The sequence below is a fragment of the Streptomyces sp. NPDC015661 genome (assembly GCF_043077765.1).
GTDB lineage: Bacteria > Actinomycetota > Actinomycetes > Streptomycetales > Streptomycetaceae > Streptomyces.
Genome location: NZ_JBIBST010000007.1, coordinates 340,209 through 354,684, shown reverse-complemented (window position 1 = coordinate 354,684; position 14,476 = coordinate 340,209). Strand labels below are relative to the sequence as shown.

At 72.6% G+C, this 14,476-nt stretch carries 17 protein-coding genes; 11 read left to right on the top strand and 6 right to left on the bottom strand.

What is annotated here, in order from left to right; all coding sequences use genetic code 11:
- Positions 1 to 2: 2 nt before the first annotated feature.
- On the bottom strand, positions 3 to 302 hold the full coding sequence (locus tag ACF07V_RS21030) for a YciI family protein (protein ID WP_392156136.1): 300 nt from the start codon (positions 300 to 302) through the stop codon (positions 3 to 5).
- 91 nt (positions 303 to 393) lie between these two features.
- Here ACF07V_RS21030 and ACF07V_RS21025 point away from each other — a divergent pair, with 91 nt between their 5' ends.
- Genes ACF07V_RS21025 through ACF07V_RS21010 form a run of 4 tightly spaced genes read left to right on the top strand, consistent with a single transcriptional unit; the run spans position 394 to position 2,031 of the window.
- Positions 394 to 1,089, top strand: a complete 696-nt coding sequence (locus ACF07V_RS21025; RefSeq protein WP_392156134.1) for an endonuclease V — start codon at positions 394 to 396, stop codon at positions 1,087 to 1,089.
- Positions 1,090 to 1,138: 49 nt separating this feature from the next.
- A complete protein-coding gene (gene mmpA, locus ACF07V_RS21020) occupies positions 1,139 to 1,273 on the top strand; it encodes a morphogenic membrane protein MmpA (RefSeq protein WP_392156132.1) in 135 nt (44 codons plus the stop codon).
- Positions 1,270 to 1,641 carry a VOC family protein gene (locus ACF07V_RS21015; RefSeq protein WP_392156130.1) on the top strand — a complete coding sequence of 124 codons (372 nt, stop codon included), beginning with the start codon at positions 1,270 to 1,272 and terminating at the stop codon, positions 1,639 to 1,641. The genes mmpA and ACF07V_RS21015 overlap by 4 nt, the downstream gene beginning before the upstream one ends.
- A 54-nt stretch (positions 1,642 to 1,695) precedes the next feature.
- The gene (locus ACF07V_RS21010) at positions 1,696 to 2,031 is read left to right on the top strand and encodes a DUF6191 domain-containing protein (RefSeq protein ID WP_392156128.1); all 336 of its coding nucleotides are present in this window, start codon (positions 1,696 to 1,698) and stop codon (positions 2,029 to 2,031) included.
- Here ACF07V_RS21010 and ACF07V_RS21005 read toward each other — a convergent pair.
- Entirely contained in the window at positions 2,028 to 3,233 is a 1,206-nt protein-coding gene (locus ACF07V_RS21005; RefSeq protein WP_392156126.1) for a saccharopine dehydrogenase family protein, read from the bottom strand. The genes ACF07V_RS21010 and ACF07V_RS21005 overlap by 4 nt on opposite strands.
- Positions 3,234 to 3,435: 202 nt before the next feature.
- Here ACF07V_RS21005 and ACF07V_RS21000 point away from each other — a divergent pair, with 202 nt between their 5' ends.
- Genes ACF07V_RS21000 through ACF07V_RS20985 form a run of 4 tightly spaced genes read left to right on the top strand, consistent with a single transcriptional unit; the run spans position 3,436 to position 9,204 of the window.
- Positions 3,436 to 4,581, top strand: a complete 1,146-nt coding sequence (locus ACF07V_RS21000) for a CaiB/BaiF CoA transferase family protein (protein WP_392156124.1) — start codon at positions 3,436 to 3,438, stop codon at positions 4,579 to 4,581.
- Positions 4,578 to 5,729, top strand: a complete 1,152-nt coding sequence (locus ACF07V_RS20995) for an acyl-CoA dehydrogenase family protein (RefSeq protein ID WP_392156122.1) — start codon at positions 4,578 to 4,580, stop codon at positions 5,727 to 5,729. The genes ACF07V_RS21000 and ACF07V_RS20995 overlap by 4 nt, the downstream gene beginning before the upstream one ends.
- A 46-nt stretch (positions 5,730 to 5,775) precedes the next feature.
- Positions 5,776 to 6,990: an acetyl-CoA C-acetyltransferase gene (locus tag ACF07V_RS20990; RefSeq protein WP_392156120.1), complete on the top strand. Its 1,215-nt coding sequence runs from the start codon at positions 5,776 to 5,778 to the stop codon at positions 6,988 to 6,990.
- A gap of 39 nt (positions 6,991 to 7,029) precedes the next feature.
- Positions 7,030 to 9,204 (top strand): 3-hydroxyacyl-CoA dehydrogenase NAD-binding domain-containing protein, encoded by a 2,175-nt coding sequence (locus ACF07V_RS20985; RefSeq protein ID WP_392156119.1) that lies wholly within the window; start codon positions 7,030 to 7,032, stop codon positions 9,202 to 9,204.
- Here the strand turns inward: ACF07V_RS20985 and ACF07V_RS20980 are convergent.
- From ACF07V_RS20980 to ACF07V_RS20970, 3 genes are all read right to left on the bottom strand, one after another.
- Positions 9,191 to 9,928 carry a MerR family transcriptional regulator gene (locus ACF07V_RS20980; RefSeq protein ID WP_392156117.1) on the bottom strand — a complete coding sequence of 246 codons (738 nt, stop codon included), beginning with the start codon at positions 9,926 to 9,928 and terminating at the stop codon, positions 9,191 to 9,193. The two genes, ACF07V_RS20985 and ACF07V_RS20980, sit on opposite strands and share 14 nt — an antisense overlap.
- Positions 9,929 to 9,992: 64 nt before the next feature.
- On the bottom strand, positions 9,993 to 10,547 hold the full coding sequence (locus ACF07V_RS20975; protein ID WP_392156115.1) for a Clp protease N-terminal domain-containing protein: 555 nt from the start codon (positions 10,545 to 10,547) through the stop codon (positions 9,993 to 9,995).
- Positions 10,547 to 10,756: a helix-turn-helix domain-containing protein gene (locus tag ACF07V_RS20970; RefSeq protein WP_030315760.1), complete on the bottom strand. Its 210-nt coding sequence runs from the start codon at positions 10,754 to 10,756 to the stop codon at positions 10,547 to 10,549. Before ACF07V_RS20970 ends, ACF07V_RS20975 begins: the two co-directional genes overlap by 1 nt.
- Before the next feature lie 560 nt (positions 10,757 to 11,316).
- Here ACF07V_RS20970 and ACF07V_RS20965 point away from each other — a divergent pair.
- Entirely contained in the window at positions 11,317 to 11,838 is a 522-nt protein-coding gene (locus tag ACF07V_RS20965; RefSeq protein ID WP_392156114.1) for a hypothetical protein, read from the top strand.
- 6 nt (positions 11,839 to 11,844) lie between these two features.
- Here the strand turns inward: ACF07V_RS20965 and sph are convergent, their stop codons facing one another.
- Positions 11,845 to 12,837, bottom strand: a complete 993-nt coding sequence (gene sph / locus ACF07V_RS20960) for a sphingomyelin phosphodiesterase (protein WP_392156112.1) — start codon at positions 12,835 to 12,837, stop codon at positions 11,845 to 11,847.
- A 158-nt stretch (positions 12,838 to 12,995) separates the two neighbouring features.
- On the opposite strand from sph, the gene ACF07V_RS20955 reads away from it, so the two are divergent.
- Together ACF07V_RS20955 and ACF07V_RS20950 are read left to right on the top strand one after the other, a co-directional pair.
- Positions 12,996 to 13,484 carry a hypothetical protein gene (locus ACF07V_RS20955; RefSeq protein ID WP_392156110.1) on the top strand — a complete coding sequence of 163 codons (489 nt, stop codon included), beginning with the start codon at positions 12,996 to 12,998 and terminating at the stop codon, positions 13,482 to 13,484.
- Between the two features lie 96 nt (positions 13,485 to 13,580).
- On the top strand, positions 13,581 to 14,471 hold the full coding sequence (locus tag ACF07V_RS20950) for an oxygenase MpaB family protein (RefSeq protein ID WP_392156108.1): 891 nt from the start codon (positions 13,581 to 13,583) through the stop codon (positions 14,469 to 14,471).
- Positions 14,472 to 14,476 lie beyond the last annotated feature (5 nt).

The following is a 14,476-nucleotide window of genomic DNA, read 5'->3' as shown; positions in this document are numbered from 1 at the left end:
CCCTAGGAGGGCAGCTGCTCCCGGTACGCGGCGATCCCGTCGGCCGTCTTGGTCGCGTAGAACTCCGTGATCCGGTACTCGCACACGCCCTCGACGCTGAACGGGTCGGCCGCCGCGATCCTCTCGATCTCCGCGCGGTCGACCCCGGCGGCCAGGATCACCCCGCCGTCCCGCGGGTTCTTCCGCCCCGACGCCAGGAACACGCCCTCGGCGTACTGCGCGTCCAGCCACTCGACGTGCGCGTCGAGCAGCGCGTCCACCCGCTCTACGGGCGCGGTGTAGGTCAATTCCAGTACGAACATGATCGCCAGGCTACCCGTGGCCGTCCCGGCGGGGACGGCGCGTTCCAGCCCTCGGAACGGCCGCCCCGCCCGCCGTAGGGTGGCCCGCATCATGACGATCATCGAGATTCCGGCGGGCTGGCCCGCCGACGAGAGCGCCGCCCGGGCCGTCCAGCGGGAGCTGCGCGGACGGCTCGTGCGCGACGAGGAGGGGCCCGCGGTCGGCGAGGGCCACGTCACCGGCCTCGACGTGGCCTACGACGACGAGCGGGACCTCGTGGCCGCCGCGGCCGTCGTGCTCGACGCGCGGACCCTGGACGTGGTGGAGGAGGCCACGGCGGTCGGCCGGGTCTCCTTCCCGTACGTCCCCGGGCTCCTCGCCTTCCGGGAGATCCCGACCGTGCTCGCCGCGCTCGACGCCCTCACCGCCGACCCGGGCCTCCTGGTCTGCGACGGCTACGGCCTCGCCCACCCCCGCCGCTTCGGGCTCGCCAGCCACCTCGGGGTGCTCACCGGACGGCCGTCCATCGGCGTCGCCAAGAACCCCTTCACCTTCACCTACGCCCAGCCCGGCCCGGCGCGCGGGGACGCCGCCCCGCTCCTGGCCGAGGGCGAGGAGGTGGGCCGGGCCCTGCGCACCCAGGCCGGGGTGAAGCCCGTGTTCGTCTCGGTCGGCCACCGCGTCTCCCTCGCCAACGCCTGCGCCCACACCCTCCGCCTCGCCCCGCGCTACCGGATCCCGGAGACCACGCGGCACGCCGACTCCCTCTGTCGCAGGGCCCTCAAGGAAGCACTCGGGGGCGTCTGAGTACGCGTACGGATACCGGTCCGCCGCCCGGCCCGGCAGAGTGGGGTTCATGACAACTCCCCTTTCCGCTCCGCCGCGTTCGACCGGGCGCGGCCTGACCCTGGTCCTCGCCGCCGCCGGCGTGCTCGCCCTGGCCTGGACCTGCGCCATCCTGTACGTCCTCACCAGCTGGACGCTCGGGTGATCGGGCGGCTGCGGTGCGTCGTGGTCGACTGCCCCGACGCCCTCGAACTCGCCGCGTTCTACCAGAAGTTGATCGGCGGCGAGATCGAGAGACCCGATCCCCGCTGGGCCGTCGGCGAAGGCTCCGCCGTCCTGCGCGGCGCGGAAGGACCGGTCCTCGCCTTCCAGGGGGTCGCCGACCACCTGCCGCCCGTCTGGGGCGCGCCCGAGCAGCAGTTCCTCCTCGACGTGCGCGTCGACGACCTGGCCGCCGCGCACGAGGCCGTCCTCGCCCTCGGAGCCGTACCGCTCGACGGGGAGACCGGCGACGCCCTCTGGCGTGTCTACGCGGACCCGGCCGGCCACCCCTTCCGGCTCGTACGGCCCTGACCCGCGGGACCGGCGAGGAGGGAACGCCCTCGCGCCGCCGCCCGTTGGGTGGGCATGGTGATGATGATCGGCGTGATGGTCATGGCGGTGGTCGTCCTGGTGCCCTTCCTGCTCGGCGCGGCCCGGCACGTGGTGCTGCGGACGGGCCGGCCGGCATGGGTGCGCCGTGCCCTCGCCGCCCGCGCCAGGGACACGCGGACCGGCGCCGGCGCCACCGCCACCGACGAACTGCTCGCCTTCCTGAACGCGAACAAGCGCGTCCAGATCGAGCAGCGCGAGGAGGAGCGGCTGATCCGCCACGACGTCCAGGACGGCGCCCCGCCCCGCACCGGCATCGACCTGGAGGCGGGCACCGCCGTCATCCGTCCCGGCGGCACGCAGAAGCGTTAGCCCCGGTGCGCCACCCGGAAACGGATGCCCGCCGCCCGCAGGCGGGCCGTCAGGGCGTCGCCCATCGCCACCGCCGTCGTCACCTGGCCCGCGGTCTTCGGCAGGGTGTCGAAGGCGAGGCAGAGCGCCGACTCGGCGAGCATCCTCGCCGTCTCGTCGTAGCCCGGGTCGCCGCCCGAGACCTCGGTGAAGACCCGCCGTCCGCCGCCCTCGCCGACGAACCGGACCGAGAACCAGCTGCGGGCCCGCCGCTCGGCCGAGGGGCCCTCGCCCGCGGAGTAACGCCCCATCAGCCAGGAGCGGACCGGGGGGATTTGGGCCGCCGCGACGCCCGCGCCGACGGCGGCGGCGCCTCCGAGGGCCATCGGGAGGGTCTTCACCGAGGCGTAGTGCCGGTAGCGGAAGTCCGGTCCGTACCGTTCGAGGGCGGCGGCCGAGCGGGCCACGACCTGCGGGTCGAGCGTCGGCAGCGGCAGCGCCCAGGTGCCGGTCTCCCGGCTGAACCGGGGCCCGCCGAGCGGCGCGCGGGCCCGGCGGCCCACCAGGCGCGGTTCGTGCAGCCGCCGTTCGTGCGCGGCCCGGAGGATCTCCCGGCCCCGGCCGAAGGCGGTCAGCGCCGAGGCGAAGGTGCCGCCGGAGAACGCGGCCCCGGCCCGGACGAAGCCGTCGACGCGCAGCGGTACGTCCTCCGGCAGCTGCCGGACGGTGAAGTACACGCCCAGGTCGTGCGGGACGGAGTCGAAGCCGCAGGCGTGCACGATCCGGGCACCGGTCTCGCGCGCCCGCGCGTCGTGCCGTACGAACATGAGGTCCACGAACTCGGCCTCGCCCGTCAGGTCCAGATAGTCCGTGCCCGCCTCCGCGCAGGCCGCGACCAGACCCTCGCCGTACCAGACGTACGGGCCGACCGTGGTCGCCACCACCCGTGCGGACTCGGCGAGTTCGCGCAGGGAGCCGGGATCGGCCGAGTCGGCGACGACCAGCGGCAGACCGGTGAGGTGTGGACGCCCGGCGGCGAGCCGCTCCCGCAGGGCCTCCAGCTTGCCGAGGCTGCGCCCGGCGAGCGCCCAGCGGCACTCCGCCGGGGCGTGCTCGGCCAGGTACTCCGCGGTGAGCTCGCCCACGAAGCCGGTCGCCCCGAAGAGCACCACGTCGTACGGTCTGGCTCCGGTCTCGCGTCCCACGCCCGCCCCTGTCTCCATCAAGACCCTCGTCTCGGCCGTACCGCGCCGCCGCGCGCGGTTGTCGTCGGCGGAGGATAGCGGAACCCGGGCACGGCTCCCCCCGGGCCCCGGCCTCCGGAATTTCCAAGCGCTTGCTCGGCCGGGGGGCTTGTGCCGAGTGGAACACGTTCCTAGCATCTCCGGTGTTACATCATTGGTGTCACACACTCCTGGGGGCTCGATGAGCACGACGCACACCGCCCGCAACGGCCCGCTCACCGGGGTGCGTGTGGTCGAACTCGCCGGCATCGGGCCCGGCCCCTTCGCCGCCATGCTCCTCGCCGACCTCGGCGCCGACGTCGTCCGCGTCGACCGGCCCGGCGGCGCCGGCCTCGGCATCGATCCCGCCCGCGACCTCACCAACCGCAACAAGCGCTCCGTCCTCGTCGACCTCAAGGCCGAGGACGGCCCCGCCACCGTGCTCGACCTCGTCGAGCGGGCCGACATCCTGGTCGAGGGCTACCGGCCCGGCGTCGCCGAACGCCTCGGCGTCGGCCCCGAGGCCTGCCTCGCCCGCAACCCGCGCCTCGTCTACGGCCGGATGACCGGCTGGGGTCAGGGCGGGCCGCTCGCCCCCACCGCCGGACACGACATCGGCTACATCGCGATCACCGGCGCCCTCGGCATGATCGGCCCCGACCCGGACGGCCCGCCGACGATCCCCGCCAACCTCGTCGGCGACTACGCGGGCGGCTCCCTCTACCTCGTCATCGGCGTCCTCGCCGCCCTCCAGCACGCCCGGACACACGGCGAGGGCCAGGTCGTCGACGCCGCCATCGTCGACGGCACCGCACACCTGACCACCATGATCCACGGCATGCTCGCGGCCGGCGGCTGGCAGGACCGCCGGGGCGTGAACCTGCTCGACGGCGGCTGCCCCTTCTACGGCGTGTACGAGACCTCCGACGGCGGCCACATGGCGGTCGGAGCCCTGGAGGAGCAGTTCTACGCGGAATTCGTCCGCCTCCTCGGCATCGAGGACGTCGCCCCCGCCCGCCGTGACCTCGCCCGCTGGCCCGAGCTGCGCAAGGCCGTCGCCGACCGCTTCCGGAGTCGTACCCGCGAGGAGTGGAGGTCCGTCTTCGAGGGCACTGACGCCTGTGTCGCTCCCGTCCTCTCCCTTCGTGAGGCCCCTTCCCACCCGCACCTGGCCGCCCGCGCCACCTTCGCCGAGCGGGACGGGATCGCCCAGCCCGCCCCCGCGCCCCGTTTCTCCGTCACTCCCGGCACCCTCCGCACGGGCCCCGCCCTGCCCGGTGCCGACACCGCAGAGGTCGCCCGCGACTGGGCCGTACCCACCCTGAAAACTCAGGAGCCCGAAGCATGAAGCGTCAGCTCTACACCGAGGACCACGAGGCCTTCCGCGCGACGGTGCGCACCTTCCTGGAGAAGGAGGTGCTGCCCCACTACGAGCAGTGGGAGAAGGACGGCATCGTCTCCCGCGAGGCCTGGCTCGCCGCGGGCCGGCAGGGCCTCCTCGGCCTCGCCGTCGAGGAGGAGCACGGCGGCGGCGGCAACCCCGACTTCCGCTACGCCTCCGTCCTCGCCGAGGAGTTCACCAAGGCGGCCGCCCCCGGACTCGCCATCGGCCTGCACAACGACATCATCGGCCCCTACCTCACCAAGCTCGCCACCGACGAGCAGCGCCGCCGCTGGCTGCCCGGCTTCTGCTCCGGCGAGATCGTCACCGCCATCGCGATGACCGAGCCCGGCGCCGGCTCCGACCTCCAGGGCATCCGCACCACCGCCGAGGACCACGGCGACCACTGGATCCTCAACGGCTCCAAGACCTTCATCTCCAACGGCATCCTCGCCGACCTGGTGATCGTCGTCGCGAAGACCACCCCCGAGGGCGGCGCCCACGGCCTCTCCCTCCTCGTCGTCGAGCGCGGCATGGAGGGCTTCGAGCGCGGCCGGAACCTCGACAAGATCGGCCAGAAGTCCCAGGACACCGCCGAACTCTTCTTCAACGACGTCCGCGTCCCCAAGGAGAACCTGCTCGGCGAGCTCAACGGCGCCTTCGTCCACCTCATGACCAACCTCGCCCAGGAGCGCCTCGCCATCGCCGTCGCGGGCATCGCCGGAGCCGAGCACCTCCTGGAGCTCACCACCCGCTACGTCAAGGAGCGCGAGGCCTTCGGCCGGCCGCTCGCCAAGCTCCAGCACGTGCGCTTCGAGATCGCGGAGATGGCCACCGAGTGCGCCGTCACCCGCACGTTCGTGGACCGCTGCATCGTCGAGCACGCCGATCCGACCGGCCTCGGACTCGACCCCGTCAACGCCTCCATGGCCAAGTGGTGGGCGACCGAACTCCAGAAGCGGGTCGCCGACCGCTGCCTGCAACTGCACGGCGGGTACGGCTACATGAGCGAATTCCCGGTCGCGCGTGCCTTCACCGACGGCCGGATCCAGACCATCTACGGCGGGACGACGGAGATCATGAAGGAGATCATCGGCCGCTCCCTCCTCGGCTGACCCCGTCCCGCACCCCTCGAAGAACCCTCATCGCGAAAGGCTTCCCGTGAGCACCGAAGCGTACGTGTACGACGCGATCCGCACCCCGCGCGGACGCGGCAAGGCCAACGGCTCCCTGCACGGCACCAAGCCCATCGACCTGGTCGTCGGCCTCATCCGGGAGATCCAGGCCCGCAACCCCGGACTCGACCCGGCCGCCATCGACGACATCGTCCTCGGCGTCGTAGGCCCGGTCGGCGACCAGGGCTCCGACATCGCCCGGATCGCCGCCATCGCCGCCGGACTCCCCGACACCGTCGCGGGCGTCCAGGAGAACCGCTTCTGCGCCTCCGGCCTCGAAGCGGTCAACATGGCCGCGATGAAGGTCCGCTCCGGCTGGGAGGACCTCGTCCTCGCCGGCGGCGTCGAGTCCATGTCCCGGGTGCCGATGGCCTCCGACGGCGGCGCCTGGTTCGCCGACCCGATGACCAACATGGAGACCAACTTCGTCCCCCAGGGCATCGGCGCCGACCTCATCGCCACCCTCGAGGGCTTCAGCCGCCGCGACGTCGACGAGTACGCCGCCCTCTCCCAGGAGCGCGCCGCCGCCGCCGTCAAGGACGGCCGCTTCGCCCGCTCCGTCGTCCCCGTCAAGGACCGCGCCGGACTCACCGTCCTCGACCACGACGAGTTCATCCGCCCCGGCACCACCGCCGACACCCTCGCCCGCCTCAAGCCCTCCTTCGCGGACATCGGCGAGCTCGGCGGCTTCGACGCGGTGGCGCTGCAGAAGTACCACTGGGTCGAGGAGATCAACCACGTCCACCACGCGGGCAACTCCTCCGGCATCGTCGACGGCGCCTCGCTCCTCGCCGTCGGCTCCAAGGAGGTCGGCGAGCGGTACGGGCTCACGCCGCGCGCGCGGATCGTCTCGGCGGCCGTCTCCGGCTCCGAGCCGACCATCATGCTCACCGGCCCCGCCCCGGCCACCCGCAAGGCGCTCGCCAAGGCCGGCCTCACCATCGACGACATCGACCTCGTCGAGATCAACGAGGCCTTCGCCGCCGTCGTCCTGCGCTTCGTCAAGGACATGGGCCTCTCCCTGGACAAGGTCAACGTCAACGGCGGCGCCATCGCGCTCGGCCACCCGCTCGGCGCCACCGGCGGCATGATCCTCGGCACCCTCGTCGACGAGCTGGAGCGCCAGGACAAGCGCTACGGCCTCGCCACCCTCTGCGTGGGCGGCGGCATGGGCATCGCCACCGTCGTCGAGCGCGTCTGACCGTCCCGTCCGCACCCCTCTTACGGAGAAGCAGCAGTCATGAGCGAGAGCACCACCATCCGCTGGGAGCAGGACGAGACCGGGATCGTCACCCTCGTCCTCGACGACCCCAACCAGTCCGCCAACACCATGAACCAGGCCTTCCGGGCCTCGATCAAGGCGATCGCCGACCGCGTGGAGGCCGAGAAGGACTCCATCCGCGGCATCATCTACACCTCCGCGAAGAAGACCTTCTTCGCCGGCGGCGACCTCAAGGACATGATCAAGGCGGGCCCCGAGCACGCCCAGGACATCTTCGACAGCGCCATCGAGATCAAGAATGCGCTGCGCCGGATCGAGACCCTCGGCAAGCCCGTCGTCGCCGCCATCAACGGCGCCGCGCTCGGCGGCGGCTACGAGATCGCCCTCGCCTCCCACCACCGCGTCGCCCTCGACGCCCCCGGCTCCAAGATCGGCCTGCCCGAGGTCACCCTCGGCCTGCTGCCCGGCGGTGGCGGCGTCGCCCGCACCGTACGCCTCATGGGCATCACCGACGCCCTCCTCAAGGTGCTGCTCCAGGGCACCCAGTACGCCCCGAAGCGCGCCCTGGACAACGGCCTCGTCCACGAGGTCGCCGCCACCGCCGAGGAGATGATGGCCAAGGCCATCGCCTTCATCGACGCGCACCCCGAGTCCCACCAGCCCTGGGACGTCCCCGGCCACCGCATCCCCGGCGGCACCCCGTCGAACCCGAAGTTCGCCGCCAACCTGCCCGCCTTCCCGGCCAACCTGCGCAAGCAGCTGAACGGCGCGCCCTACCCGGCCCCGAAGGCCATCATGGCCGCCGCCGTCGAGGGCTCCCAGGTCGACTTCGAGACCGCGATCACCATCGAGTCCCGCTACTTCACCGAGCTGGTCATCGGCCAGACCGCGAAGAACATGATCCAGGCGTTCTTCTTCGACCTCCAGGCGGTGAACTCGGGCGCGAGCCGCCCGAAGGGCGTCGAGAAGCGCCAGGTCCGCAAGGTCGCCGTCCTCGGCGCCGGCATGATGGGCGCCGGCATCGCGTACTCCTGCGCCCGCGCCGGCATCGAGGTCGTCCTCAAGGACGTCTCCGCCGAGTCCGCCGCGAAGGGCAAGGCGTACTCCGAGAAGCTCTGCGCCAAGGCCGTCTCCCGGGGCCGTACGACCCAGGAGAAGGCCGACGCCCTCCTCGCCCGCATCACCCCCACCGCCGACGCGGCGGACCTGGCCGGCTGCGACGCGGTCATCGAGGCGGTCTTCGAGGACACGGCGCTCAAGCACAAGGTCTTCCAGGAGATCGAGAACGTCGTCGCCCCCGACGCCCTGCTCTGCTCCAACACCTCCACCCTCCCCATCTCCGTCCTCGCCGAGGGTGTCGAGCGCCAGGCCGACTTCATCGGTCTGCACTTCTTCTCGCCCGTCGACAAGATGCCGCTCGTCGAGATCATCAAGGGCGAGCGGACCGGCGACGAGGCCCTGGCCCGCGCGTTCGACCTGGTCCGCCAGATCAACAAGACGCCGATCGTCGTCAACGACTCGCGCGGCTTCTTCACCTCGCGGGTCATCGGCCACTTCATCAACGAGGGCGTCGCGATGGTCGGCGAGGGCATCGAGCCCGCCTCGATCGAGCAGGCCGCCGCCCAGGCCGGCTACCCGGCGAAGGTCCTCTCCCTCATGGACGAGCTGACCCTCACCCTCCCGCGCAAGATCCGCAACGAGACGAAGAAGGCGATCGAGGACGAGGGCGGCACCTGGGTCTCCCACCCGGGCGAGGCCGTCATCGACCGCATGGTCGACGAGTTCGGCCGCCCCGGCCGCAGCGGCGGCGCGGGCTTCTACGAGTACGGCGAGGACGGCAGGCGCGGCAAGCTCTGGCCGGGCCTGCGCGAGCACTTCACCAGGCCCGGGTACGAGATCCCGTTCCGCGACATGCAGGAGCGGATGCTGTTCTCCGAGGCCCTGGACACCGTCCGGCTCCTGGAGGAGGGCGTCCTGACCTCGGTCGCCGACGCCAACATCGGCTCCATCATGGGCATCGGCTTCCCGGCCTGGACGGGCGGCATCCTCCAGTACATCAACGGCTACGAGGGCGGTGTGGCCGGCTTCGTCGCCCGCGCGCGCGAGCTGGCGGAGACATACGGCGAGCGGTTCACCCCGCCGGCCCTCCTGGTGGAGAAGGCGGACCGGGGCGAGACCTTCACCGACTCCTGAAGGCCGTCCTCAGCTCCTCGCTCAGCGAGCGCTGAAAGGCGGTGAGGAGGGCCTGGACCACCATCGGCTGCATGTGCGCCGAGAGCGACTTCATCGCGCTCAGGTGGTCCGGGTCCTCCCCGCTCTCCCGGTACGGGCTCCACACCTCGTCCCGGAAGAGCCGGGAGAGCTCCTGGGCGGCGGCGCGCGCGTGCTCCAGGAGCACGGTCCGGGAGGCGAGGATCGTCTCGTGCTCGATGGGCACGTCGAGCAGCTCGACCCCGAGCCGCAGCAGGGCGCCGTCGAGCCGGTACGTGTCGGCCTCGTCCGTCCGGTCGAGCACCCCCATCGCGGCCAGCCGGTCCACGTCCCGCTCGGCCAGCGCCCGCCCGGCCCGCCGCTCCAGCTCGCGCCGGGTGATCGTCTCGGCGGACTCGGGCGCCCACGAGGCCACCAGGGCCCGGTGAATGGCGAGGTCCTGCGCGCTGAGGTCGTCCGGCAGCTGCTCCAGATACCGCTCGATCGCGGCCAGCGTCATCCCCTGCCGCTGCAACTCCTCGATGAGCGCGAGCCGCGACAGGTGGTCGGCCCCGTAACGCCCGACCCGCCGGGGCCCGATGACGGGCGGCGGCAGCAGCCCCCGGGTCCCGTAGAACCGCACGGTCCGCACCGTGACCCCGGCCCGCGCGGCCAGCTCGTCCACGGTGTAGCCGGGTACCAGGCCGTCGTCGCTCGCGTCCTCCATGGTCCAACAGTATTGCTGTCTCACCAGCGCTGTAAAAGACCTTGGCGGAACCGGATCAGCCGGATCAGAGGGGCGCGGGGGAGGACAGGGCCGTGTCGACGGAGGCGAAGGTGACGCCGTGGTCGGCCAGTGCCTCGGCGACGACGCCGCCGAGCGCGGTGAGGGCCAGGAGGAGGTGCTCGTCGCCGATCTCGCGGTCCTTGCGGGCCAGGGCCACGCGGAGCGACTTCTCCAGGACGGTCTTCGCCTCGCGGGAGAAGCCGAGGCGGCCCGACCGCCACCCGGAGTCCTTGCGGTCGCCCGCCAGCGCGCCCGCGCCGTGGGTCTCCTCGACGCGCTCCACGATCGCGCCGACGTCGATGCCGAGGCCGGCCAGGGCCTCCGCGTCCGCCCGGGACAGTCCGGCCCGGCGCCGGGCGTCGGAGAGCGCGGAGATCAGGGACGGGCGGCGCTCCGGCGGGCACAGCCGTCCGAGCACGGCCGCCGCGCGGGTGTCCTCGCGGTCGAGCAGGGCCAGGAGGAGGTGCTCCGGCGTGACGACGGCCGAGCCGCCGCGCTCCGCGTACGCGCTCGCCTCCTTCACCGTGGCGCGCGCCGCTTTCGTGAACCGTTCGAACATCACTGCCTCCCGTACTTCTTGTGGACGGCCTGCCGGCTGACACCCAGCTCGGTCGCGATCTCCTGCCATGACCATCCCTGGTTGCGCGCGCTGCGCACCTGGACGGCCTCCAGCTGTTCCAGCAGCCGCCGCAGGGCGGAGACGGCCCGCAGCCCGACCCGGGGGTCGCGGTCGCCGGCCCGTGCGGCGAGATCGGTCGCATCGGTCATGTTGTCAATGTAGGTTGACACGAGGTGCGCGTCAACCCTGGTTGACGCCCGGGATGCCGCCCACTGTCAGTGCCGCCTCCTACGGTGGCCCCATGACCGTGATCGAGTACGTACGCGGGGACGCCACGGCGCCCAGGGGAAGGACGTCCGGATCGTCGCCCACGTCTGCAACGACCTGGGGGCGTCTTGCCCCGACCACCCCCGTGTGGGCAATCGTCCCGCTGGGGCGGGACGGGTGGGCACACGGGACGGCGCCGTTGTCGGGCGCCTCCGCCTTCTGCGCCTGCACCCGCACCACTGGTCCGGCGCGCGAGTCGGAGCGGGTTCAGGCGCGGGAGCCTGGGCCCGGCGAGGGGCGCCGTCCGTTGTGCCCACCCGTTCCGCCCCGGCGGAACGTATGCCCACAACGGGGCCCGGGCGCGAAGCGCGGGGGATACCGGTCACCGTGTACGACTTCGGCGGGTAACGGGCGCGGGGGCGGGGCGTCGTGGGGATGTTCGGTCGCGCGGGCTAGAGTCGGCGGCTGTTCGAATCGGGGGAACGCGAAACAGGGGAGTCAGATGTACGCGCAACTCAGGGAGACGGCCGACGAGTTGGCCGGAGTCCTGTGGCGGGAGCACACCGTCTACCGCGAGCGGGGCGGCGGTGTGGTGATCCGGGGCGAGCATGTGCGCCGCTGGATCAGTCTCGCCCCGACCGGGGGCAAGGACCGGGCCCTGCTGCGGGCCGGGCGGATCCTGGACGGCGGGACGACCGCCCCGGCCCGTACGGAGGTGGTCGTCGACCTGACGGCCGGGACGGTGGAGCTCGCGGCCGTCTGCCGCCGGCTGCTCGCCGATGTCGCCGCGGCCGCCGAGCCCGCGCCGGGAGCGGGTCCGTCCCGCGCCGGAAGGCCGGGGGAGGACCGGGCCGGAAGGCCGGGGAAGGACAGGAAGGCGGGGCGGACGGCTCGCGCCGCCCGCCCCGCCCGGCCGCCCCGCAGGGAGCGGCACACCAGCCCGGGTTCCTGGTTCGTCCTGCTCTGTGTCGCCGGAGTGCTCGGTGTCTGGCTCTACGGCGTCTTCGGCGGCTACGGGTACTGACGCGGGTCAGTACGCGGTCACGGGGTAGTGGTCGGAGAGGTTGGTGTAGGTGTACTGCTTGCCCCAGCTGGAGACCGTCCACGGCTCGCTCTGCTCCAGGACCACGTTGTTGGTCCAGCCGGCGGGGCGGGCGTTCCCGGAGCGGTAGAGGACGTAGTCGAGGTCCTCGCGCGGGTCGGTCGGGTAGCGGTAGGACGCGATCGAGTTCAGCTGGGTGTCGAAGGAGTACGGGTGGCCGGTGCGGGCGTCGGCCGGAGCCAGGTCCGCGTCGGCGAGCATCGTGCCGTACTCGGGGGTGTGCGAGTCGACGTTCATGTCGCCGGCGACGATGACCTGCTCGTTCGCCGGGATGTTCTTGGCGTCGAGGAAGGCGTCGATCGTCTTGAACTGCCGGCTGCGCATCTGCGCCGCCTCGCCCGCCGAGCAGCCCGGGTCGGTGGACTGCGCGTGCGTGCCGACGACGTGCACGCGGGTGCCGTTCACGTCGAGCACCGTGTAGGCGAAGCCCTTGTTCGAGTACCAGTCGGCACCGCAGGCGTCCTTGTAGACGTACTGCTCCTTGCGGACGATCGGCCACTTGCTGAGGATCGTCACGCCGCCGTCCTCGGGCGTGGTCGAGGAGTAGGCCCCGCCGGTGGCGTCCCAGCCGGTCTTGCTGCGGCCCACGACGGGCGTCTGGTACGGGTACTGCGCGGCGGCGTTCGCCTTGAGGGCGTCCGAGGCGGAATTGTCGAAGGTCTCCTGGAGCACCACGACGTCCTGTCCCTGGAAGAAGGGGGCGGCGGGGATCGCCCGGGCCCGGTGGTCCTGGCCCCAGTTGGGGTACAGGGTCTTGGAGAACAGGAACGTGTTGTACGTGAGCACCTTCAGCCGGGGGGCCTCGGTGGAGGCGGCGGACGCGGCCGGGGCGGCGGTCGCCAGGGTGGCGGCGGCGAGCGCGAGCGAAAGGGCGGCGCCGGGGGTGCGGCGGAGCGCGGCGAACGACACGTGAACTCCCATGAGTGCGTGGGGGGTTGGGCTGGCGCCGCACATACAATCAGCCGTGGTTACCTTCCGGTAGCCTTTGGGTGCCGGGAATCTGGCCGAGCCCGCAAGATCACGCCAACTCTCCTCCCGGTGTCTGAATTGTGGTGTTTTGGAGCAGGTAGAATGCGCGCATGACCCTCGCTTCCAACCCCACTGTCTTCGAGATGGACCTCGGTCCGCTCAACCCCGTCTGGGCCGAGCTCATCCTCGGTCTGGTGCTGTTCGGGCTCACCTTCCTCATCCTGGCGAAGGGCATCCTCCCGAAGATCAAGCGCACCCTCGACGAGCGCGACGACGCCATCGAGGGCGGCACCGGGCGCGCCGACGACCTGCGCTCCGAGGCCACCGCCATCCGCGAGCAGTACGAGGCGGAGCTCGCCGAGGCCCGCCACGAGGCCGCGCGCATCCGCTCCCAGGCCACCGAGGAGGGCTCGGCCGCCATCGCCGCCGCCCGTGCCGAGGGCCAGGCCGAGCGCGACGCGATCCTCGCCGCCGGTACCGCCAAGATCGCCGAGGAGCGCGCCGCCGCCGAGCGCGAGCTCAACGCCGACGTCGACGCCTGGGCCCACGCCCTCGCCGCCCGCATCGTCGGCGAGCCGGTCGGCGCCGACCGCGCCTGACCCCGTACTTCCCTGAAGGGGCCGTCACCCGCGCCGCAGCGCCCGGGTGACGGCCCCTTCGTCATGGGTGCAGCCTGGACATGTGAGGAGAGAGCGATGGCCATGGACCGTGTGAAGCCGCTCGACCGGGCCCCGGCGGGTCACGAGCCCGTGCCGCCGCCCGTCGGCGGAGTGCTGTGGAGCGTCGCGGGGGACGTCCGGGCGCTCCTGATGCTGCCCGCCGCCCTCACCCTGCAGGTCGCCCACCCCGCGATCGGCGCCGGCGTCGACGACCACTCCGTCTTCCGCACCGACCCCTGGGGGCGCGGCGAGCGCTCCCTGCGCTCGCTCCAGCTGTGGATCTACGGCGGCGAGGAAGCCGCGAAGGAGGGCCGCCGGCTCCGGGAACTGCACCGGACCATCCAGGGCACCGACGCCCACGGCCGCCGCTACCACGCCCTCACCCCGGCCTACTACTCCTGGGTGCACGCGACCGGCTTCCCCGTCTACCGGCACGGGCTCCGCCTCCTCGCCCGCCCCCTCACCGAGGCGCAGGAGCGGCAGCTGTACGCCGAGTGGCTCCAGGTCGGCCGGATCCTCGGCATCCACGACCGGGACATGCCGCAGACGATCGAGGCGTTCTGGCCGTACTACCGCAAGGTCCTCGCCGAGGAGATCGAGGCCACCGCCGTCGTACGGGAGCTGCTCGACACCGATCTGCCGCTGCCCGCCCCGGACCGCGGCCCGCTGCCGCTCCGGCTCGCCCTCCGCCTCCTCTGGCCCGTGCTCCGCCGCCCCTTCCTGCGGCTGCGGGCCTTCCTCACCGTCGGCCTGATGCCACCGGACGCCCGCGAGGCCATCGGCCTGGAGTGGACGGACTCCCAGGAGCGCGCCCTGCGCCGGTTCGCCCGGGTCGTGCGGACCGTGGTGCCCGTCCTGCCCGAGCGCCTGCGCTATCTCCCGCTGGCCCGAAAGGCCCGCGAGGCCGCCCGCCGCGCACAGCGCTGACGAAC